The organism is Cognatundibacterium squillarum (assembly GCF_014652435.1).
Classification (GTDB): Bacteria; Pseudomonadota; Gammaproteobacteria; order Burkholderiales; family Burkholderiaceae_D; genus Undibacterium; species Undibacterium squillarum.
In genome coordinates this window covers 321,082-342,494 of the sequence record NZ_BMYU01000002.1, presented here as the reverse complement: position 1 = coordinate 342,494, position 21,413 = coordinate 321,082, and the positions used below count along the sequence as shown (strand labels likewise).

The following is a 21,413-nucleotide window of genomic DNA, read 5'->3' as shown; positions in this document are numbered from 1 at the left end:
ACACCGTGCTCAGCATTGTGCGTTAATCGTCATTTCCTGTTTTCCGAAGCCCGGACTTTCTGCCGACGACCGCCAGATTACTATGCAAAAATCCGCATTTTCCCCTTTTTAGCCCGGTTCGGGCCGCATGCACTCCCTTTCTGATTCGGCCGTCATGACATATGGCAGAGCCGTATTGCTTTCTTCTTTTTTCACCCCCGCGAATCCGGCAATGGCATCACCCGGTTGCACACGACGAGCTTGTTTAAAAATAAATATTGCAAATAATCAATTGGGTAATTTGCAATTCGATGTAATGGTGTTATAGTTAACTAACACACCAACACAACGGGAGTACGGGAATGTTGCATGGATAAGCGAAAAGGATAGCGATGGGACAAAACTGGCATGACAACGCACCGATTTACCGGCAGTTAAAGGAAAAAGTGGTGCAAATGATTCTGCAGGCACAACTGGCACCGGGTGATGCTTTGCCCTCAGTCAGGCAGATTGCGGCAGATTTTGAACTGAACCCGCTGACCGTATCACGGGCGTATCAGGAATTAGTGGATGAAGGGATCATAGAGATGAAGAGGGGGCTCGGGATGTTTGTTTTAGATGGTGCAAAAGACCGCTTACTGCAAAGCGAACGCGAGCGTTTCCTGCAGGAAGAGTGGCCTGCAGTTCTGAAAAAAATGCAGAGTCTGGGTATCAGAATTGATGACCTGATTGCTGACAAAGACCAGGGAGGCATCTGATGGATGTGATGATCTCCGCCAGTGGTCTGAGCAAGTCATATGGCAAGACGGAAGTTCTGAAACAATTGAATTTCAATATTGAGCGCGGACGCATACTGGGCATCATTGGCCCGAACGGCTCCGGCAAAACCACGCTGCTGAAAGCCATTCTCGGTATGACACCGTTTAATGGCGAGTTGTCAGTACTCGGTCTGAACCCGGAAACGCAGCGCGATGCTCTGATGAATGACGTATGTTTTGTCGCCGACGTTGCCGTCCTGCCGCGCTGGATCAAAGTCAGTCAGGCACTGGATTTTGTGCAAGGTGTGCATCCGCGCTTTAACCGTGCCAAAGCCGAGCGCTACATCGCCGCGACCAAGTTAACACCGTCAATGAAAGTCAAAGAAATGTCGAAAGGCATGCTGGCGCAATTTCATCTGGCACTGGTAATGGCAATTGATGCGCAGTTGCTGGTGCTGGATGAGCCAACGCTGGGGCTGGACATCATGTACCGCAAAATGTTTTACCGGCATCTGATTGAAGATTACTACGATGCACAACGTACCATCATCATCACCACGCATCAGGTCGAAGAAATCGAAAACATCTTATCGGATGTGATGTTTATACAAAACGGCGAAATCGTTTTGCACGAAACGATGGACAAACTGCAGCAGCGTTTTATTGCAGTTGCTATTAAACCGGAAAATCTGGAACAGGCGCTGGCTTTAAAACCGGTTGATCAGCGAAAAACACTGGGCAGTCAGATCATGTTATTTGATGGTGTCGATGCGGAAACGCTGATGGCGCTGGGAGAGTTGCAGACATGTAATGTTGCAGATGTATTTATTCAGGCTATGAAGGGAAATTATCAATGAAGACTTCATCGGATCTTGGAACCCTGAACCAGATGGCGATTCCAAAAAATAATACAAGTAATCGTCGTTTCAGCCAGATACATGTATTCAAGCAATTGCTGATAAAGGAATTTTGGGAAAACAAGCAGTTTTTTTTCTGGTTGCCAATAATATTTTTCGCAGTTTTTTTGGCATTTTTTATATTTACATGTATATATTTTGCGCCAGTTGATCTGTATAGAAATTTGATAACTGTATTCAACGAGCGTTTGGTAAATGATTTATCTTACGAACTAATGATTACGGCTTCTTTCAGCGCGATGCTTTCTTTAATGTATGTGATGGGGGGCTTACATTCGGATCGCCTTGATCGCAGTATCTTATTTTGGAAGTCGCTGCCTGTGCCGGACTGGCTTACCGTACTGTCAAAGCTGTTTTACCCATTACTGTATGGGCCTGTCAGCGTCATTCTGGTTTGCCTGCTGTTATTCTTTGTGAAAAGCATGGCATTTCTTATCCTGACTCAGCAGTTAAGTCCGGCACAGATTGCCAGCGTATTGTTCAATCCAAAAATATGGCAGGATTTCACTCGAATTTTTGTGATGCTTCCTTTGTACATCCTTTTCGCACTGCCGTCAGTTTCGTGGATGCTGATGATGTCAGCGCTGTGTAAATCACGTGTTTTTCCCTGGGCGGTCGGAGTGCCATTTCTTTTTGAATTTGTAGTGCTTATCTCAGATGCAGTGGAGAAACTCGGATGGAATACTTTCGAATTTACATACCAGATATTTGTACGCGGTATCTGCAGTTTAATTCCGGGTAGTTGGTATTTTGCTGCAAATGTAACTCGAAAAAATACGACTGTACCGGGGTTTACTCTGGAAAACACTTATCAGCAAGCGTTGATCGAATATGTTAGCCCGGGTTTATGGATCGGTGTCCTGTGTTCTTTTATCATGATTGCGATTGCCGTCCGCCAACGCCGCTACGCAGACGTGATCTGACTCCCAGAAATTTATTAATCCCCGTTTTCACCGTGGTTTTTCCCGTTCAGTTGAAAAAGCTGAACGGGCTTTTTATTGCACAAATAAAAAAACGGACAAAGCCCAGTCAAGCTTTGTCCGTAACCCACTTTGGAGAAGTTGGAGGCAAAAAAATTACTTAATGATTGAGTTCAGTGGCACACGCATGAAACGGATACCGTTACTGCCATTTTCGTAAATAACACCAATGGTATTCGGGTCGACCAGCGTTAAATCGCTGTAGGCGGAGGCATCTGCGGTTACGAGCATGCTGTAAGGCCAGCTTTTACCATCGTCGGGGCTGATTCTGATGGTCAGACGGTTCCGGCCCGAGGTACTGGCCGGATTCGAAAACGCCAGATATTTTTTCCCCTGCCAGACGATATTGAGTAAGCTGCCCTCACATACCGGGTCGGGCAAAGTGCTGTCGGGCATGGCGGTTCCGAAATTCGCACCGCCATCGCTGCTGACTGCGACGATACGGCGACGGCTGGCACCGCTCTGGTCACGACTGTTCAGCATGACTTTGCCATCACTGAGTTCTGCAGCAGTCGTTTCATTAGCGCCCGGATAAGCTGAAGGTTCTCCTATCTTAAAACTGTCGCCGTGATCATCGCTGTAAAATACATAGGCACGGTTGTCAGCATAGGCCGCCAGCGGTGGGCCAGCGGTGAAATTGCCGGGTATGACCAGTCTGCCGCCGGAGTGCATTAAGCCGTGTCCGGGGCCCATGGCCAGGGTACGCCAGTCTGCCGCATTGTTATATGGTGCTGCGCCGATTTTTGCGGTCTGACTGGTGATATTTCGTGGGGTGCTCCAGCTTTGTCCGTTATCTGTGCTGGAAATAACATATTGCTCGCGCAGACCGGCTCCACCGTTGCGTATAGTGGATTCCGGCGCATTTCCGGTGTTATAGAAGAGAAACAGCCTGCCACCGGGAAAGCGCGGATCTTTCGTGTCCAGTAAAGGAACGGCATTGCCAGCCTGCTTACTGGCGTTGCGTGCCACCACGACCTGCTCGGACCAGCTTGCGCCGGCATCAGTGCTGCGCTTCATAACAATCTGAATATTGCCATAATCAGCACAACCTGCAGGGCGTCCTTCGCTGAATGCAAGAATATCGCCGTTCGGCATGCGTATGATGGCAGGGATCCGGTAGCAGCCATAATTCGCATCTGATGCCGGAAATGGGGTGCTGCTGAGCGCGGTCAGGGCGACTTGCTGATTCCCGCCAGCAGAAGAGTTACCGCTCCCGGTATCAACAGGAACAGGATTATTGCTGCTCCCGCCACCGCAAGCACACAGAATAGCTGCAGTAAGGGAGATGGTGACTGATCTGATTTTCATGTGGGTATCAAAACTAAAAAACCAGTTTATACAGGAAACGCCGATCAGCGGATATTGTACTAACGTGCAGTATCCATTTTTGAATAAAAAAACGGACAAAGCCCAGTCAAGCTTTGTCCGTAACCCACTTTGGAGAAGTTGGGGGTAAAAGGAAAAAACAGGTGATTACTTAATAATCATGTTTAAAGGCAGGCGCATGAAGCGGATACCGTTGCCACCGTTCTCATAGATGATGCCGACATTGTTGGCATCCACCAGTGTCAGATCGCTGTATGCGGAAGCGCCGGACGTGATCAGGATGGAGTAGGGCCAGGTTTTGCCATCGTCGGCGCTGGCGCGTATGGTCAGGTTAGAGCGGCTGGTGGTGGAGGCCGGATTCGCGTGCAGCAGATATTTTTTACCGTTCCAGACAATATTCAGCAGGCTGCCTTCGCATACAGGATCAATCAGATTCTGATCCGGTGCAGCCGTAGCAAAATTCTGGCCGCCATCAGCACTGTTTGCAACGATACGGCGTTTGCTGGTGCCACTCTGATCGCGGCTGTTCAGCATCACCATCGTGTCGCTGAGCTCTGCGGCTGTGGATTCATTCGCGCCCGGATAGGAGGCAGGATTGCCGATTTTGAATGTGTCGCCGTGATCATCGCTGTAAAACACGTAAGCGCGACCGTCGGCAAAACCTGCAAGCGGCGGACCTGCAGTGAAATTACCCGGCACGATCAGACGTCCGCTGGAGTGTTGCAAACCGTGACCCGGTCCCATTGCCAGCGTGCGCCAGCCTGCCGGATCGTTATACGGTGCCTGCGCCATTTTTGCCGTTTGTGCTGTGATATTGCGCGGCGTATCCCAGGTCAAACCATTGTCGGTGGACGTGATGACATATTGCTCGCGAGAGCCTTTCCCGCCATTACGCAGCGTGCTTTCTGACACATTGCCGGTGTTATAAAACAAAAACAAACGGCCGTTCGGATAGCGCGGATCTTTCATGTCCAGCAAAGGCACGGGATTTCCAGCCTGCACTGTGCCGTTACGCGCAACGACGGTTTGTGCAGACCATGTTGTACCGCCGTCTGTACTGCGTTTCATGACGATCTGAATATTGCCAAAATCGGCGCAACCGGAAGGACGGCCTTCGCTGAACGCCAGTACATGACCATTCGGCAATGTAACGGTCGCCGGAATGCGGTAGCAGCCGTAGCTGGCATCCGATGCCGGAAATGGTGTGCTGGCCGGAATCCCGGCGCTGGCATTCAGGCTGATGCTGGCTGTTGCAAAGAATACGGCGATTGCCGGAATACTCATCTGAAATTTCATTATTGTCTCCTCCCCCTGACTTGCGGGATGCGTTAGGTATAGCCCATACCTCCGTACAGCGATATTGTCCTGATGGGCAAAGGACAAAATTCTGTGCATTTTGTTGTCAGCAAAATCTGTTTTCGTTGTATGGCGCAAACAGAGCATCCGCTCAAACCGCATATGCTGCATGGGTTGATGATTTTGCTAACGGTTGGTGTGTCGCGGGAGAAGCAGGCAAATTCGCTGTTGCGATTTGCCCGTCAAGCCGTTTCAGACGGTCTTGGTAATTTTTTTCAGATAGGCTGGTGCATCCGGGTCCATACCACGTTCGCGGGCCAGTTGTTCCACCATCAGATAAAAGCTCTGTACTGCAGAGACAGGGTCAAGATGGGCATCATCGGTGCAGGTCACTGTCAGATCGCGTTCTGCAATATCATCCGGCGCTGCCAGTAACACCCGTGCGCCGCGTTCGCGCATATCTCGGGCAAACTGCAGGCATCCCGCTTGTTCAGGACCGCGCAGAGCCAGTACCAGTACCGGATAGCCCGGCTGTATCACCTGCATAGGGCCGTGCCTGACCTCAGCACTGGAAAATGCTTCCGCCTGAATGCCGCAGGTTTCTTTCAGCTTCAGCGCACATTCACGGGCCACCGGTTCGCTGAGGCCGCGTCCTATCACATAGGCTTTATCGGCCTGACGTAATTCGCTGATTGCCGCAGACCAGTCTTGCTGACAGGCTGCTTTCAGTTTTTCCGGCAACGTTTGCAAGGCATTGATCAGGCTGGCATCGTCGCTGGCATAGGCCACAAACCGCGCTGTTGCTGTCAGCGATGCAATAAAGCTCTTACTGGCGGCCACGCTTTGTTCCACGCCGGCACATAAAGGGATATGCCACTCCGCAACTTGCTCCAGTGCGGAATGCGGCAGATTCGTCAGACTGACTGTGCGTGCGCCTTGCTGACGTAACTGGCTGATGCTGGTGATCAGATCCGGACTGGCGCCGGATTGAGAAATCGCAAACGCCCATTGCTTTTGCACCGGAAACTGGGTCTGATGCAGCGTCAGCAGGGAAGGCGGCAGCGATAACACGGGACGCTTCAGTTTCAGCATCGCCAGATAGGCAAAGTAGGCAGCAGCATGATCAGAGCTGCCGCGTGCAATCGTGATCAGGTAACAGGGCGGGCACTGATGGTAGGCAGCGCACAAATCGCGCAGTGCTTCGCTGGCCGTTTCTCCCTGAAACTGCACCACATCCGGCGCACTCAGCGCCTCTTGTTTAAGCAGTGAGCTCAATGTTTTCTCCTTCGACCCAGACTTGCCGGATCTTTAAATCGTTGTCCAGCACCACCAGATCAGCCATCATGCCGGCAGCCAGCTGGCCCCGGTCAGTCAGACCCAGATAACGGGCAGGACGCAAAGACAGGCAATCCGATGCTGTTTGCAAAGGCAGACCGATTTTCACCAGATTGCGTAAGGCCTGATCCATCGTCAGGCAGGAACCGGCCAGCGTGCCGTCTTTCAGACGCACACCGCCCATGCATTTGTGGACCTGATGGCTGCCAAGCAGATAGGTACCGTCCGGCATACCGGTTGCAGCTGTCGCATCGCTGACGCCGTACAGGCCGGGAATACTGCGTAAGGCTGCCAGTACCGCACCGGGATGCACATGCAGCAGGTCAGGAATAATTTCTGCGTATTCGGCATGTGCCAGCGCTGCGCCAACCATGCCGGGTTCGCGATGATGCAAGCCGCTCATCGCGTTAAATAAATGGGTAAAGCCACTGACACCTTGTTCCAGCGCACGTTTGCCTTGTTCGTAACTGCCGTTGCTGTGTCCGATTTGCAGACGGATACCGGCGGTGCTCAGTTCTTGCAGTAAGGCTTGATTGCTCAGCATTTCCGGCGCCAGTGTCAGAATCCGGATCGGCGCCAGTTCACATAATTCACGGATACGACTGGCATCTGCATGCTGAATCTGATCCGGCTGCGCGCCGAGTTTGACGCGGTTCAGATAAGGTCCTTCCAGATGCACACCGAGAATCCGGGCGCTTTGCGGATGTCGCGTATCGCATAAAGGCGCAATAGCAGTCAGCACCTTTTTCAGATCTTCATGCGCAGCGCTGACTGTGGTTGCCACCAGCGAGGTCGTACCGAAGCGGGCATGGGTGCGGCTGAGGATATGCGCGGCATCCGCGCCTTCCATCAGATCTGCACCGCCGCCGCCGTGGACATGCAGATCAATAAAGCCGGGCAATATCAGACGGTCCGGTACCTGATCCGCCGGTAAGCGGGTAATGCCGGTAATGCGGCCGTCTGCGCCGGTGTGTAAGCGGCCGGGTAGCATTCCCTCACGGGTATAGAGATTGCCTTCGATGGTACGCATAACGGGAAAGAATCTGAAAATTCAAAAACGGGTGCGCAGAAAAAGACGTGGTGCGTGTGCGTTGCATCACGCACCACGAAACTCGCAGCACCCAACCTACTTTGGGTTCTTCAACAACAAGCCGGAGCGACGGTTTAACGAACGATCTCGACTTGCTTGTCTTTCATACGCAGCAGAAATACATCTGCACTGGCAGCACCGCCTTGCAGCTCGCCGCCGACAATCAGCACGCCTTCATCCAGCTGAAATGCCGAGCCGTAACCCAGAGCCACCGGCAGTTTGCCAGCCAGTTTCCACTGGCCTTTGCTGTAGCTGTAGATTTCATCACGCCAGGTTTTCTTCAAACCTTTATGCGCAAAGTTTTCACCGGCGCTGAATTGCTTCCATGCACCGGGGAAGTTCGCACCGCCCGCGACCAGCAGCGTACCCTGCGCGTAACCGGCAAATGCACCGGCAGGGCCTTCCTGTGCTTCGGTCGCTGAGACAGATGGCAGCGTCTGCTGCGCTTTCCATTCCAGCTTGCCGTCTTTCAGAACCACGGTTTTGCTTTCGCGTGAACGCAGACCCGGTTTGATTTCGCCACCGGTAATGGTGATGGTGTTGCCGCTGACCGCCAGTGCCGCGCCTACGGTACCGGGATTCGGATCAATACCGACAAAGCGCCACTGGTTAGTGACCGTGTTATACGCAAGCACATACCGGTTAAACAGATAATCCGCCGGTTTGCGATCGAAGTAATGCTGCGCCACTGCATCCTGCTTTTCTTTCTGGCCGCCAGAATGCACGAAATAATCGAGGAAATAGCCGTTAAAAATTTGCTGATTCACACCGCCAAAGAAAATCACTTCCTCTTTACTGACAACAGCAGAGCTGGCCAGCAAACCGACCGGTGTGCGGGTAGGGAGTTTTTCCCAGCGGTCTTCTTTGATCAGATAACGGTAGACCGTATCAAACATTTGCAAATGTTTATCCGCCGGATCAGCTTTGCCCTGACCAGCGAAGACATAGATGGCGTCGCCCACAGTAACGGTCGTTGCTGCATCACGCGGCTGATCCGGAAACTCGGCCAGTGCCGTCCATTTGGCATCTTTGTCAGACAAATCCAGTTTGTACCAGGCTTTCCCGGCGGTACCCAGACCCACATAGATCACATTGCCGGCTTTTGCGCCGGCAGTCATTTTTGCCGCTACCGGAAAGGCCGGATAGCGTGTGCCATCTGCCAGTGCGGGCAGGGCAGTTTGCAACAGCACAGCGGCGAGCACAGTGCTCAGAAATACTTTCTTCATTGCGTTCATCTCCACAGGAAACAGCAATCAACAGAAAATTGCGAACAGAAAAGATCAGCCGAAAACGATCAATAGCAAAACGCGATCATCCTGATGCTTTTAAACATGCGGAGCGCATTCCTGCGCTCCGCCGCATGCATCAGAAGTTGCTGGTAAAGCCAACGCGCAGTTCGGTGAATTTTTCGCCGGTTGCCCATTTGCGGTACATAGGACGCGCCCACAATGTCGTAGCGCCATGCTTTTCGCCGATATTGAACTTGTAACCCAGTTCCACACGTACTTGCTGGAAGTCCGCTGTGTTTGCACCGATGCCGTCAACCTTATGATTGATGTAGACAGGGCGCAGATGGAAAGCCGGTGTCACCGCAACGTGCGCCCCCAGAATCAGCTCGGTATCTTTTACTGTATTACCGGATGGCAGCTTGGTTTTATCCTGATTGATCAGGAAACGGACTTTATGATCACCGACAGGCACCATCGCGCCCAGCGCCAGTTGTGTGGTGTCATACACGCCGTTGCCAATCACCACGCCGTCAGTCGCTTTCGCGCCGCTGAGATTTTGCTTCTGACCGCCAAAGCTGGCGTCGATACGTACCGCCGGAATTTCGTAGCGTGCAGCCAGCACATAACCGTTTGCACCTTTGGTATTTGGCGCAACGTTCGGTGCTGTGCCGGAAGCCAGTGTCTCATCATTGAAGCTGACACCATTCCAGTAATACTGACCGCGGATGGTAGTGGTGCCTGCCAGTTTCGGGCTGGTGTAGGTCAGGGAATTGTCTGCCCAGATCGCATTCGAAATACGGGTCAGACCTGCCGGATAGCCTTTGGCAACACCAGTGCCCAGTTCACTCATTTCACCGATGTTACCGCCGGAAGCATACGGGTCCATGATGTTGATATAAGTATCCACCCACTGACGACCGAAGCGGAATTTACCGAATTCATTACTGTTCAGCGCGCCCCAGGCTTCGCGGTTACCAACAGAATTGGTCCAGCTCGGGTTCGCATCGCCGGACACCAGCTTGGTCGATACAAAAATCTCGGTAGTGAAGCTGCTGGTTTTCAGCGGCAGCTGACTGCCCAGTTCCAGCAACAAGCCCGGATGGCTGCGCTGGCGGTGCTGATTGTCACCTTGCTCCTTGATACCGGCGCGGTCGCTGATCGAATACTCAAACTGGCCAAATACAGTGAACGGCAAATTCAGATCCGCTGCCAGCGCGGATGTGGAACTCAGTGCAAGGATACTGCTGCAAATCAGCTTACGCTTCAGATTCATGGTCATTCCTCTAGGTTCAGTTGTCTTGATTTTTGGTGATATTCAGTCTCCGGCCCGGCCTGCAGCAGCAAACTGTGAAACCAGTGTACAGATATATGACATCTAATGTCAAACAACAAGAAATGCGGTGTTGCGAAATTCAGCCACTTTCATGTGAAAATCCGCACCACTTCAGCGGGAATGATCAAAACTTCATGCAATTTCGCTTATTTACAATGAAATTTCGCTAATAAATCGGGTGTTTGAGCGGATGCAGAACGCGAGAAATGACTTTGTCAGACCGGACAGCAGCTATTCAGCCGCCTGTTAACTGTAAAGACCGGTGTGGCGTGTCAGATTAACGCTGATGGATAGCCTCATAAATGCGCGGTGTTCAGCACAGGAAGCTGCCGCCAGAAGCGCGCTGAGTCATCTGCGCTCTGTCTTCCGTCCGCAGCCACCATGCAGCAGATGCGGCAAGTTGAAACCCCTGTGAAGGTGTCCTGTCAGTGCCCGGTATTGTGCAAAAGTCGTCATTTGCCATTTCCGGAGAGCCGGACTTTCTGCCGACGACCGCCGGATAGCTGTGCTGAACACCGCATTTGGGGCATTTTCGGGCTTCCGAAACGAGTTTTTGGTCTTCGGACAATATCCGGCGTGCCCGGCAAATCAGGGTAGTTGTGCAGTCAGTACCTATTTTTGCTTCTTATTTTCTAATGTTGGTACGCGTTGCGTACTGGAAATACGGGTTTTAACCAGGTGTAACTGCAACTCAACAATCGCACGCTCTTGATTTTCCAGAGCAGGATCACTGATAAGGGTCTTAAAGCGCGCCTCAGCCGCTTCCCATCGTTGCAAACGACGCTCGAGCTCACCTGCAATCAACTGACGGAATATACGTTCTCTGTCATCCTTCGCTGCAATCTGTTCGAGTTGCAGGAACGCATTCAGCGCTTCTTCTGCGTAGGCCGGATATCGTTTGTCATCCGCTTCCCAGCTCGCTTTCAGCAACGCATCGGCAATCGCTTCTGGCGAGTCATTCATGTATTTCAGCAACTGCGCAATGAGGTAATAGTTTGTATGGCGTTTTGCCATCTGTTGATACCGGTCGCTGGCGACGAAAGGTTTGAGTTGCGCCAGTTCTTCATTCGTAAATTCGTCCTTGTAGATAATGAATCCATTAGACGGGCAACGGGCAACCGGCCAGGGCGAGATAATGGGGCCGTAATGCCGAAAATCCAGATTCTGCCCGTACGAAGTCCCCGAGCCTGCCAGGACTGTTTCGAATTTTTCGCCGCCAACCGGGCAGGTCAGCTTTACTTGCCTAATGGTGCTCGCACCGGCATGTGTGGCAAACATTAAGCTGGCACTTGCCAAGAGTGTTTTTAATCGCATAAAAATTCCTTTCTTCACTGTTATGTATCCGACCGGCAAGCGGGTGACATTCCGGCTGAATCAGATTGTACAGCCTGTAAATTTTCACCATACAAAGGCATGTACTCGCGTTCCTGCGGCAGCAAAGCAGCTGCCGCTGCTGTATCACCCGCCTGTAACAAGGCATATATCTGATGCGCGAGCGGTGTGACATCGCTGATGCTTTTGGTCCATGTGTTCACATACAAATTCACAGCTTCACCACTGAGGCCGATCTGAATGGCGCGGTAAGGCAGGGCTTGTAATTGCAGATCGCGTTCCGGGTCCCATTGCACACGCACCGGCTTACTGTGCTTCAGATTCAGCCATTCCTCTTTACTCATTGTGCCTTCCGCATGACTGAGGCAGCTGTGCTCCAGTGCCCATGCAAAGCCTTCGTGCGTGATATCAATCGCCAGTATACGTTGCTGTCCGCTGTCTTTGTATCCCCAGCCGGCGCGATACATCATCCATAAAAATGATGGCTTAATCCAGGTCATGCGTTCCAGTTTGAAGGGCGGCGTCACGAATTTTCCGGCACGCAAAGCCGGTTCTGCGATCTCATCAGAATAAGCCTGATAAACACGAATAGTGTGCGCGTCATATTGCGCGCGGATCTGGTGAGATGGAATATTGGTTAATGTCATGGTCTGAATCAAAGAGACGAAGGCCTTATCATGCCATGCATACTCGGCATTCGGATAGCGGCAACGCTGCGTCTGTATTTTTTGATTCAGTCATTCTTTTTCCGGAAAAATTTCCTTTCAGGGATGGCTGATTTTCTGATGGCTTTTTGTAAAACTGCATACCAGACGACACTGGCCGTTTAAGCTTGATCCGGGCTGAGCGGTAAATAGAGTTGTTTTTCTATATACCACCAATATGAATATAAATGAATTATTATTAATGATTTTTAAAGTGCGGTGTAATAGTGAGGTCGTTTTCAGCCAGCGCAGTATTTGAGAACCTGCTTCACATTTCAACATCGCACCGGTTCAATTTTTAACGCTGGCAGTGTGTCAGCGTCAGATATTTTTTTGAGAAAAATTTTATGCAGTCAGATGGACTTAGTTTAACGATGGAAGTATCCGAATCACCATCGCAGCAAAAGCAGACAGAACAGAATCAAACCGAGCCAGTGACGGAAGCGAAGCCGGTTCAGCAAACATCCAGAATGGCACCGATTGCCGGCAATGAGCGTATTGAAGTACTGGATGTGATACGCGGATTTGCGCTGATCGGTATTTTTCTGATGAATATCGAGTTTTTTAACCGCAGTACAAGTGAAATCGGAGAAGGAATTCCGCATGGCTTAACGGGACTGAACTGGCTGGCGGCATTTTGCATTGAATACTTTGTCACGGGTAAATTCTGGACTATGTTTTCTGTCCTGTTTGGTATGGGGTTTGCAGTGATGCTGACCCGTGCGCAAGCCAGAGGCAGTGAATTTTTAAAACCGTATGCCCGTCGCGTTGCTGTGCTGGCAGTGTTTGGTACCTTGCATAATATTCTTCTGTGGTCTTGCGATATCCTGCTCAGCTACGCGGCGACTGCCAGCATGTTACTACTGATTTTATTTGCGCCAGTCAGGGTTTATGTATTAGGTACGGGCTTGTTCGGCGCACTTGCTTTCATACCTGCTACGGAGAATTTTTATAGTATTGCGGCCGTATTTGCGATGGCGGGCTGGATTGCTTTGTACTTACGCAATGACAGAGGCATTGTGCATGGTTTTTATGCCGTTATTGCTTCTCTGTCTCTGTTATTCGCAGCCGGAATGGCGGTGTTTTCAGAGAAAAAGGATGTTGCGCTGATTGCTTTCCTGATTGCGGTATTTGGTTTTGTCTTGAGCTATACACTGAAACGTTTTCATCGCACGCCCGAGCAAAGACCGCTTGCCGCTGGCGTGATTTATTATCTCGGTATCTTCCTAATAGCCGTTGCAGGATACACCTATAAGTATGTGACCTTTCATTCCGAGAAAAATACCGTAGTGCAGGTTAAGCGAGATTCACAAAGTGATCAAAAAGTCGCAATTCCGGTCACGACGGTTCAGCAAGCTGAAGATAGACAAGTTCAGAATACTCTTCCAAAGAAGGAACAGAAAAATATTGAGGCGAGTGATGGAAAAAGCGGCGAGTCCGGTGAGGAAAAGCAGCTCAATCAGAAAAACTCGTATGTCGATTTGGTGAAGCTTCGCGCACGCGATTTAGCTGAAAGTTATGACGGAAGAATTTTTGCGGCACTGACGGCGATTGCCATGTTTTTAATCGGGTACGGTGTCATGCGTCTGGGAATCATGGAAAATGCAGGTGCCTATATTCCGCAGTTTAAGAAACTGGCATGGGCAGGAATATCAATCGGATGGAGTATTAATTTAGCTTCTGCCTACTTTGCGACGGAACATTTTCCGGGAAAAAATGACGAGGCTTTTGACTTGGCAAGCAGCATGCATGATCTGAGCGATTTACCTGCCTGCTTAGGCTATCTCTCATTGCTGGTCTGTTTAATGCACACCCGCTGTGCGAAGTATTTGCTCCAATTAGCCCCTTACGGACGCATGGCGCTGACCAATTATCTAGGACAAAGCCTGATCGCCAGTACGGTTTTTTATGGCTATGGTCTGGGCTGGTATGGCATGGAGCGCGCTAAACAAGTGGTCTTCGTGTTCGCCGTCGTTCTGTTGCAAATCGCTTTCAGTCACTGGTGGCTGGCACGTTTCCGTTACGGGCCGATGGAATGGGTATGGCGTGCGATTACCTACTGGACTTTGCCTGAGAACCGGATAACGCGCACCCGCTGATCCATCGGCTGTGCCAGTATCGTCATTCACGCTTTACGGAGCCCCGCACTTTCTGCCGACGACCGCCGGATCGCTGTGCTGAACTCCGCATTTTGGCTGTTTTTTGCCTGAAAACCGGTTTTGCTGGCGGTCTTACGCGGGCTTCTGGTATGTTGGGGGATTGTGCCAGCGGGCAGGCTAGTGGCGGAGAGGGTATGGCGGCGGGGATAGGGTTTGCGCTGATTGCGGGGATGTTGTGGGGGCTGGTGTTTATCGCGCCGCTGATGCTGGCGGAGTATCCGGCGATGCTATTGTCTGCCGGGCGCTATCTGGCGTTCGGGCTGATCGCATTGCCGCTGGGCTGGCTGGACCGGCACAATCTGCGGCGTTTGTCGGCGGCAGACTGGCGCGAGGCGCTGAAGCTGGCGCTGGTGGGAAACCTGCTGTACTACCTGTGTCTGGCCAGCGCGATTCAGCGTGCCGGCGGCGCATTGCCGACCATGATCATTGGTACTTTGCCGGTGGTGATTGCGATTACCGCGAACCGGCGCAATGTGCAGCGCGACGGGCAATTGCCGTGGCGTTTGCTGGCGTTTCCGCTGGCGCTGATTCTGAGCGGCATTCTGCTGGTGAATCATGCAGAAATGCAGGGTATGCAGCAGAGTGGCGAATGGTCGCTGCAAACCTATGGCAGCGGCGTGTTGCTGGCCTGTCTGGCAGTCGTGTGCTGGACCTGGTATCCGGTGCGCAATGCAGACTGGCTGCGTAACCACCCCGACCGCAGCCCGCGCTCATGGGCCACTGCGCAAGGTTTGATGACGCTGCCGCTGTCGGCGATTCTGATGGCGGGCATCGGTTTGCTGCCGGAAAGTGGCGGCGTGGCATTTCCGTTTGGCCCGACACCGCAGAAATTCATCCTGCTGATGCTGGCGATGGGTTTACTGGCATCGTGGCTGGGCACCCTGTGCTGGAACGAAGCCAGCCAGCGCCTGCCAACTGCGCTGGCGGGACAGCTGATCGTGTTTGAAACCCTGTTTGCACTGCTGTACGCCTTTGTTTTGCGCGGTGAATTTCCACCTTTGCAGATTCTGGCAGGCATCGCTTTGCTGGTGCTGGGTGTGATTCTGGCAGTACGGATACGTCCGGTCGGTGCCGTGGAATCGGCACATTAGAGATCATTTCATAAATACCCGCGAGATGCGTTTGACCTTGCGTTGCTTCTTTCTGACTCACGGCGCAAGCGCGGCTGTGAATGAAAACGGAGTGAACTTTCTTCCCAACTGACTTGGCGCTGATGCTCATCGAAGCCGAAACCGTCTCGCAACTCCTAACGCTAGCTTGGCGCACTCCTTGCACCGTGCACCTGACCTTTCCTCTGTACGGCTCGCAAGGAGCGTGACAAGCGGATTGATGATCTCCGCAGTAGGCGGTTTTGAGCATCAAATTCACAATACAAGATATGACCCTGCGCTCTTATTCCGTAATGCATCATTCAGATCGTGGTAGTCAGTATGCGAGTAAAGCGTTTCAGAGCAAGCTCACGGAGTTTGGCATGATTTGCTCCCTGATTCGTAAGGGAAATTGCTGGGATAATGCACCGACCGAGAGCTGACTTAACAGCTTCAAAAATGAGCGATATCATGGAATTCGCTATGTAACACATGATGCTATGAAAGCGGCGAGCTTTGCATATATTGAGGTGTTTTATTATCAAACGCGGCAGCATTCCACATTAGGTTACCGCTTGCCGGTTCAATATCTGGAAGATTGGATAAAGAAACAAAATCAAGAGAATCTCGCTGCCTAACATTCGCCTTATAGTGAACTAAATACCGAGGGAAGCCCAATAACCACCTTCACATTTCCTTGAAGCGATGAATAGGAACTCTTTCATACTGAAGTCCGTTCTAAAACTAGCGATCCTTATTACGGCATCGGGAGTCGCTGGTGCGTCAAAAGCACAGGCGGGCTTCGGCACTCGCGCGAGCTCTTTCAGTACGCAGGTATTCACGGCCCCTTCGCCTACCAGCACGGTGGTTGGCGAATTGCCCGCAACCAGCCGGCTAACACGAATGGTGGAGCGAAGTTCCGATGGCCTGTGGCAACGTTCGAATGGCCCAAATGTCCAAGGCTGGATCAGGACTGCTGATCTCAGTAAAGGCGTTGACATGAGAAAAGTAGTTGGCTGCTGGCCATTCAAACAAGTCCATCCTGCAGCCGGCGAGGCAACTTTCGATCACATAGACTTTTCTCTCGATGGCAGAGCTGTACTAGTTGATGTCTACGGAAAAAGATGGCGCTCTCAAGTGTTCATTAAAGATGCGCTCGTATGGGTGAGGCCCAATTCAAACAGAAAGTCTGCACCGTTTGGGGAGTTTTTACGATATTCACAGGAGAAACGGACGTTGGAACCTGGAGCGGAAAAGCCAACTGGTTTTACTATCTATGACGATGAGAGCCTACGTGGATGTAAAGGCATAGTGACTGGGGCTGTTAACATTTAGGTAAATGAGTTTACATTCGGTATTTGAAGTATGAGATCCAGAAATGCGTTCAGTACGCAAGATATTACGCGATGACCAGCGGCAGAAATTAGCACCCTTGTTACCTGGTAAGGCAGGAGATAAAGGCCGCTCAGGGCAAGATAACAGACTTTTTATTGAAGCCGTTCTTTGGATAGTTCGTACCAGCTCGCCATGGCGGAATTTACCAGCAGAATTAGGTAATCGGCACACGACATACACGCGCTTCAAACGCTGGCGCTAAGCGGGTGTCTGGCAAAGAATCGTTGATGCTGTCAGTAATGACAGCGACATGGAGCTATTGATGATAGACAGTACGATTGCGCGTGCCCATCAGCATTCAGCCGGTGCCAAAAAAAGGCAGGCCGGCAATCGATAGGCCGTTCACGTGGAGGATTAAGCAGCAAGATTCATGTTGTGGTCGATGGGTAATCATCCCCTTTTTAATGGACGATAGAAGTAGAAGACGGGGTTGTTGCACTGCAAATAACGCCGGATTGCTGAAATATTCAGCATTTCCGGCGTTTTTGTTATCTGCGACTGGCTGATTCTGTTGCGATGCAAAATCTTTTAACGTCGCTTAAATTGCAGTTAATGTCGCGTAAACATCAGTTAATTCCAGATTAAATACTCTAAAAACACGCCGAAAACGGCATGGGATGTCACACTGTCAACGGGGGCTTCTATACTGACCGCAGCGTCACTTTGCAGTCCGTATCTACCCACAATAAACAGGAGACACCCATGCAAGTTCGTCGTATCGCAGCACTGCTGCTGGCCGCCAGCGCCACTTTCACCGCCGCCCAGACTCAGGCAGCAGGTTACACCCAGACCCGTTATCCGATTGTGCTGGTACACGGTTTGTTCGGCTTCGATAACATCGGGCCGGTGGAATATTTCTACGGCATTCCATCCGCACTGCGTTCCGGCGGCGCAACGGTGTACACGCCGCAAGTGTCGGCAGCCAACAGCACCGAAGTGCGCGGTGAACAGCTCTTGCTGGAAGTGAAAAAAATCGTCGCGGTCACAGGTAAACCGAAAGTGAACCTGATCGGTCACAGCCACGGCGGGCCTACCATCCGTTATGTGGCTTCGGTACGTCCGGATCTGGTGGCGTCGGCAACTTCAGTGGCAGGCGTTAACAAAGGTTCTGCGGTGGCGGATATTCTGCTGGGCATCGCGCCGCCGGGCAGTTTGTCACGCGATGTGATTACGACGATTGCTACTGGCCTCGGTAAATTGCTGTCGCTGCTGTCCGGCAGTTCCACATTGCCACAGAATTCACTGGCGGCCGCGCAATCTTTGTCAACGGCGGGTTCGGCAAAATTCAATGCTGCGCATCCGGCCGGTTTACCGACCACAGCTTGCGGCGAGGGCGCGTATCAGGTCAATGGTGTTGCCTATTTCTCATGGAGTGGCGCATCGAATTACACCAATGTGCTGGATATTCTGGATCCGGCGCTGGCAGTAACCGGTCTGGCTTTCGGCGGCGCGAAGAATGATGGTCTGGTGTCTTCCTGTTCCAGCCATCTGGGTAAAGTGATTCGCGATGATTATGCGATGAACCATGCGGATGAAATCAACCAGAGCGTGGGCATTGTGAATCTGTTTGAAGTGAATCCGGTGTCAGTGTTCCGCCAGCACGCCAACCGCCTGCAGGGCATGGGTCTGTAATGCGCAGCCTGCCGGTATTGCCCGCTGCGGCGGGCGTTTTTCTGACGGTGGCTGGTTTTGTCTGGTTTGTCACCGAACCGGCAGCCGGTGTGCCGGCTGCTACAGTCAGCACGCCGGCGGCGCCGGTCTTTGCTTCCAGCATGCAGGGAACACGACCGGATGGTCAACTCACGGTGCGGCAGGAGCAGTTACAAACCGATCCGGAACTGCTGTATCTGTTTGACTATTATTTGTCGGCACAGGGCGAGAAATCGCTGCCGGATATTCTGACCGCTATTCGCGCAGAGTTACGCCAGCGCTTGTCTTTGTCACCGAAAGCACTTGCGCAGGCGGAGCAATTGCTGAACCGTTATCTGCAATATAAAAAGGCGCTGGTGGTACTGGAAAAAGAAGAAGCAGAGGCGGGCAGTCAGTTATCAACTGCTGCGCGCTTACGCGCAAGGCTGGCGCGTTTGCATCAGTTGCGCGTGACTGTGTTTTCTGAAAAAGATGCGGCTGCTTTGTTTGCGCTGGAAGAGTTGCGCGACACCGATGCCTTGCGGCGTATGGAGATTTTTGAAGACAGCCAGCTGAGCGCAGAACAAAAACTGCAGGCGTATGCAAAACTGGATGCCAGTCTGCCTGCGCGTCTGAAAGAAGAACGCGAAGCGCCGCAACGGATACAGAACGTGGAACAGCAAGTGGCACAAATGCGCGTGTCCGGTGCCAGTGAGCAGGATGTGTATCAGTTCCGTGCCATGCAGTTTTCTGCCGATGCAGCTTACCGTTTACAGGAACTGGACCGCGAAGAGCAACAGTGGACGAGTCGTATTCAGCAATATCAGCTGGCATTGCGCCAGTTACTGCAATTGCCGGATGGCCCGCTGCATTTACCCGCCACGCTGACACCGGCACAGCAAATGGCGCTGCAATCGCTGCGTAATCAGTATTTCAGCCCGCAGGAACAGCAAAGGCTGGCGGCGTACGAAGGCAGAACATAAGCTTCAGCCGGGAAATTGCAGAATGCCATGCGGCATTAAGCACGCATGGCATTCGCCGGTCTGTCAGTTTTTGTGGTGTATCACACAGGTGTGATGTGTGTGATGTGCGGCGCACCTTTCAGCGGCTGATAAATCTGTACGATGGCTTCCCACTGACCAATTGCTTCACCCGGCAAGGTAGCCAGGCATTTATAGCGGTAATTGGTTCCTGCAACCAGTTGTGTGGCAACCTGTTGCGGTGTGTAGTTAACGCCGACGAAGCCATGCAGGGCTTCTGCGAAAATTGTTTTTTCTTCTGGTGTAACCGGACCCCATGCAGACCAGCCGCCAACGGTAGTTGTTGTCATTGCGATGCTCCTTGAAATGGTTAAGAAACGGGTCAGTGCGATCGGTTTCGCAGTCTGACAATACGAGTATTGCAAAGCGCGTGCCAGACCTGCGCTGATGCTATTTCAGAGCGAATTTCTTCCGATTGAATGCCTTTATCTGAAGTTAACGTGTCATTTCGGCATCACTGACATGTCAGTGACATGTGTTAACCTTGTAAATCATCTCAATACCGATTGCATTTTCCAGCTTCATTATTGTGTTGGCGCAAGTGCTTGCCGCAGTGTGACTGAAACAATATCAACAGACTTCGCCGGAGACTCTGCAGATGGAAACTTCCCCGACTACGCAAAAAAAATTTCGCTGGTGGTTTTTGCTCGCGCCTGTTTTGCTGGTGGGTGGTCTGATCTGGTTTAACAGCAGCCATCCGCAACAGGAGGTGTACACCGTACAGCGCCACGATTTTATTCAGACCGTGGTTGCCAGTGGCAGAGTGGAAACGCCACATCGAATCGATCTGGGTTCGCAAATTACCGCGCAGGTATTGCAGGTACCGGTGATGGAAGGGCAGCAGGTCAGCAAAGGGCAGTTACTGATTGTGCTGGATGCCAGAGAAAGTGAAGCTTTGCTGGCGCAGGCAGAACTGCAAATTGCGCAGGCGGAAGCAAAACTCCGGCAATTGCGTGAGGTGGATGCGCCGGTGGCGGAGCAAAGTCTGCGGCAGGCCATGGTCACACGCGACACCGTGCGCAGCCAGCATCAGCGTCAGCAGGATTTATTCAAACGCGGATTTATCGGTCAGGCTGCGCTCGACGAATCGCAAAAAAATCTTGAGGTGGCGGAAGCCGCTTTGCAGGTCGCAGTACGCCACGCGGCAGGTACCGCCCCGAAAGGCAGTGATACCGCGCTTGCGCTGGCAACGCTGGAAACTGCCAGAGCCAGTGCCGCCGCTGCCAGAGCAAGAGTGTCATATACCCGCATTTCCGCACCGGCAGACGGTGTGCTGATCGCGCGGCAGGTGGAGCCCGGAGATCTGGTGCAGGCGGGTAAAATTCTGATGACGCTGTCTCCGCAGGCAACGCCGCAACTGGTGGTGCAGATCGATGAAAAGAGTATGCGCCATCTGCAAACCGGACAAGCTGCAGTGGCATCGCTGGATGCGTTTCCTGAGCAGCGTTTTCCGGCAAAACTGGTGTACATCAATCCTGCGGTGAATGCGCAAACCGGCGCAGTTACCGTCAAACTGGATGTGTTGAAAGTACCGGCAGAAATGCGTCAGGATATGACGGCGTCGGTAGATATTCAGGTCGCCAGCCATCCGCAGGCATTGCTGATAGACAGTGCCGCGATCCGTGAACCCTACAGCCGCGAACCCTGGGTGATGCTGGTCAGCAATGGCAAAGCAGAAAAGCGGGTGATACGCACCGGTGCCAGTGCCGGCGGGCAAACCGAAGTACTGCAAGGGCTGGTGCAGGGTGATCAGGTGCTGTCAGCACAGTCTGCGGTGAAAGCCGGAGAACGTGTGCGGATTGCAGCGCCGTAAGCGGAGGGCA

The 21,413-nt window shown here is 52.0% G+C and carries 17 protein-coding genes and 2 pseudogenes; 10 read left to right on the top strand and 9 right to left on the bottom strand.

What is annotated here, in order from left to right; translation table 11 throughout:
* The first annotated feature begins 371 nt into the window (after positions 1-371).
* Genes IE092_RS05745 through IE092_RS05735 form a run of 3 tightly spaced genes read left to right on the top strand, consistent with a single transcriptional unit; the run spans position 372 to position 2,577 of the window.
* Positions 372-737, top strand: coding sequence for a GntR family transcriptional regulator (locus IE092_RS05745; RefSeq protein WP_189356076.1), 366 nt, complete (start codon positions 372-374; stop codon positions 735-737).
* Complete coding sequence (locus IE092_RS05740) at positions 737-1,594, top strand: ABC transporter ATP-binding protein (protein ID WP_189356075.1); 858 nt, start codon at positions 737-739, stop codon at positions 1,592-1,594. The genes IE092_RS05745 and IE092_RS05740 overlap by 1 nt, the downstream gene beginning before the upstream one ends.
* Positions 1,591-2,577 (top strand): hypothetical protein, encoded by a 987-nt coding sequence (locus IE092_RS05735; RefSeq protein ID WP_189356074.1) that lies wholly within the window; start codon positions 1,591-1,593, stop codon positions 2,575-2,577. Before IE092_RS05740 ends, IE092_RS05735 begins: the two co-directional genes overlap by 4 nt.
* 153 nt (positions 2,578-2,730) lie before the next feature.
* Here IE092_RS05735 and IE092_RS05730 read toward each other — a convergent pair whose 3' ends face one another.
* The 8 genes from IE092_RS05730 to IE092_RS05695 all read right to left on the bottom strand — a co-directional run bounded on the left by IE092_RS05730 (position 2,731) and on the right by IE092_RS05695 (position 12,222).
* Entirely contained in the window at positions 2,731-3,942 is a 1,212-nt protein-coding gene (locus IE092_RS05730) for a sialidase family protein (protein ID WP_189356073.1), read from the bottom strand.
* Between the two features lie 165 nt (positions 3,943-4,107).
* Positions 4,108-5,256, bottom strand: a complete 1,149-nt coding sequence (locus IE092_RS05725; RefSeq protein ID WP_189356072.1) for a sialidase family protein — start codon at positions 5,254-5,256, stop codon at positions 4,108-4,110.
* Positions 5,257-5,508: 252 nt separating this feature from the next.
* On the bottom strand, positions 5,509-6,531 hold the full coding sequence (locus IE092_RS05720; protein ID WP_189356071.1) for an SIS domain-containing protein: 1,023 nt from the start codon (positions 6,529-6,531) through the stop codon (positions 5,509-5,511).
* Positions 6,515-7,621 (bottom strand): N-acetylglucosamine-6-phosphate deacetylase, encoded by a 1,107-nt coding sequence (gene nagA, locus IE092_RS05715; RefSeq protein WP_189356070.1) that lies wholly within the window; start codon positions 7,619-7,621, stop codon positions 6,515-6,517. Before nagA ends, IE092_RS05720 begins: the two co-directional genes overlap by 17 nt.
* A 134-nt stretch (positions 7,622-7,755) precedes the next feature.
* Positions 7,756-8,907, bottom strand: coding sequence for an N-acetylneuraminate epimerase (locus IE092_RS05710; protein ID WP_189356069.1), 1,152 nt, complete (start codon positions 8,905-8,907; stop codon positions 7,756-7,758).
* Between the two features lie 139 nt (positions 8,908-9,046).
* Positions 9,047-10,183, bottom strand: coding sequence for a porin (locus IE092_RS05705; RefSeq protein ID WP_189356068.1), 1,137 nt, complete (start codon positions 10,181-10,183; stop codon positions 9,047-9,049).
* A gap of 672 nt (positions 10,184-10,855) precedes the next feature.
* Positions 10,856-11,575 (bottom strand): hypothetical protein, encoded by a 720-nt coding sequence (locus IE092_RS05700; RefSeq protein ID WP_229793054.1) that lies wholly within the window; start codon positions 11,573-11,575, stop codon positions 10,856-10,858.
* A 2-nt stretch (positions 11,576-11,577) separates the two neighbouring features.
* Complete coding sequence (locus IE092_RS05695; protein WP_189356066.1) at positions 11,578-12,222, bottom strand: DUF4291 domain-containing protein; 645 nt, start codon at positions 12,220-12,222, stop codon at positions 11,578-11,580.
* A 527-nt stretch (positions 12,223-12,749) separates the two neighbouring features.
* Here IE092_RS05695 and IE092_RS05690 point away from each other — a divergent pair.
* The 6 genes and pseudogenes from IE092_RS05690 to IE092_RS05660 all read left to right on the top strand — a co-directional run bounded on the left by IE092_RS05690 (position 12,750) and on the right by IE092_RS05660 (position 19,533).
* Entirely contained in the window at positions 12,750-14,378 is a 1,629-nt protein-coding gene (locus IE092_RS05690; protein WP_189356065.1) for a DUF418 domain-containing protein, read from the top strand.
* A gap of 194 nt (positions 14,379-14,572) precedes the next feature.
* Complete coding sequence (locus IE092_RS05685) at positions 14,573-15,529, top strand: DMT family transporter (RefSeq protein WP_189356337.1); 957 nt, start codon at positions 14,573-14,575, stop codon at positions 15,527-15,529.
* A 317-nt stretch (positions 15,530-15,846) separates the two neighbouring features.
* Positions 15,847-16,164 (top strand): annotated as a pseudogene (locus IE092_RS18770) (IS3 family transposase); the annotation flags it as partial.
* Between the two features lie 740 nt (positions 16,165-16,904).
* Positions 16,905-17,305: pseudogene (locus IE092_RS18765) on the top strand (IS5 family transposase); the annotation flags it as partial.
* A 318-nt stretch (positions 17,306-17,623) separates the two neighbouring features.
* Complete coding sequence (locus tag IE092_RS05665) at positions 17,624-18,553, top strand: lipase family alpha/beta hydrolase (RefSeq protein WP_189356062.1); 930 nt, start codon at positions 17,624-17,626, stop codon at positions 18,551-18,553.
* Complete coding sequence (locus IE092_RS05660) at positions 18,553-19,533, top strand: lipase secretion chaperone (RefSeq protein ID WP_189356061.1); 981 nt, start codon at positions 18,553-18,555, stop codon at positions 19,531-19,533. Before IE092_RS05665 ends, IE092_RS05660 begins: the two co-directional genes overlap by 1 nt.
* Positions 19,534-19,613: 80 nt before the next feature.
* Here IE092_RS05660 and IE092_RS05655 read toward each other — a convergent pair whose 3' ends face one another.
* Positions 19,614-19,880, bottom strand: coding sequence for a hypothetical protein (locus tag IE092_RS05655; RefSeq protein ID WP_189356060.1), 267 nt, complete (start codon positions 19,878-19,880; stop codon positions 19,614-19,616).
* 308 nt (positions 19,881-20,188) lie between these two features.
* Between IE092_RS05655 and IE092_RS05650 the strand changes: the two genes are divergently transcribed.
* Positions 20,189-21,403, top strand: coding sequence for an efflux RND transporter periplasmic adaptor subunit (locus tag IE092_RS05650; protein WP_189356059.1), 1,215 nt, complete (start codon positions 20,189-20,191; stop codon positions 21,401-21,403).
* Positions 21,404-21,413: the final 10 nt, after the last annotated feature.

Bases quoted from the DNA above. Each gene is read 5' to 3' on its own strand.
- IE092_RS05695 (WP_189356066.1), bottom strand. From the start codon at position 12,222: ATGACATTAACCAATATTCCATCTCACCAGATCCGCGCGCAATATGAC.
- IE092_RS05655 (WP_189356060.1), bottom strand. From the start codon at position 19,880: ATGACAACAACTACCGTTGGCGGCTGGTCTGCATGGGGTCCGGTTACA.
- IE092_RS05650 (WP_189356059.1), top strand. From the start codon at position 20,189: ATGGAAACTTCCCCGACTACGCAAAAAAAATTTCGCTGGTGGTTTTTG.
- IE092_RS05685 (WP_189356337.1), top strand. From the start codon at position 14,573: ATGGCGGCGGGGATAGGGTTTGCGCTGATTGCGGGGATGTTGTGGGGG.
- nagA (WP_189356070.1), bottom strand. From the start codon at position 7,621: ATGCGTACCATCGAAGGCAATCTCTATACCCGTGAGGGAATGCTACCC.
- IE092_RS05665 (WP_189356062.1), top strand. From the start codon at position 17,624: ATGCAAGTTCGTCGTATCGCAGCACTGCTGCTGGCCGCCAGCGCCACT.
- IE092_RS05730 (WP_189356073.1), bottom strand. From the start codon at position 3,942: ATGAAAATCAGATCAGTCACCATCTCCCTTACTGCAGCTATTCTGTGT.
- IE092_RS05705 (WP_189356068.1), bottom strand. From the start codon at position 10,183: ATGAATCTGAAGCGTAAGCTGATTTGCAGCAGTATCCTTGCACTGAGT.
- IE092_RS05740 (WP_189356075.1), top strand. From the start codon at position 737: ATGGATGTGATGATCTCCGCCAGTGGTCTGAGCAAGTCATATGGCAAG.
- IE092_RS05660 (WP_189356061.1), top strand. From the start codon at position 18,553: ATGCGCAGCCTGCCGGTATTGCCCGCTGCGGCGGGCGTTTTTCTGACG.
- IE092_RS05725 (WP_189356072.1), bottom strand. From the start codon at position 5,256: ATGAAATTTCAGATGAGTATTCCGGCAATCGCCGTATTCTTTGCAACA.
- IE092_RS05745 (WP_189356076.1), top strand. From the start codon at position 372: ATGGGACAAAACTGGCATGACAACGCACCGATTTACCGGCAGTTAAAG.
- IE092_RS05690 (WP_189356065.1), top strand. From the start codon at position 12,750: ATGGCACCGATTGCCGGCAATGAGCGTATTGAAGTACTGGATGTGATA.
- IE092_RS05735 (WP_189356074.1), top strand. From the start codon at position 1,591: ATGAAGACTTCATCGGATCTTGGAACCCTGAACCAGATGGCGATTCCA.
- IE092_RS05710 (WP_189356069.1), bottom strand. From the start codon at position 8,907: ATGAAGAAAGTATTTCTGAGCACTGTGCTCGCCGCTGTGCTGTTGCAA.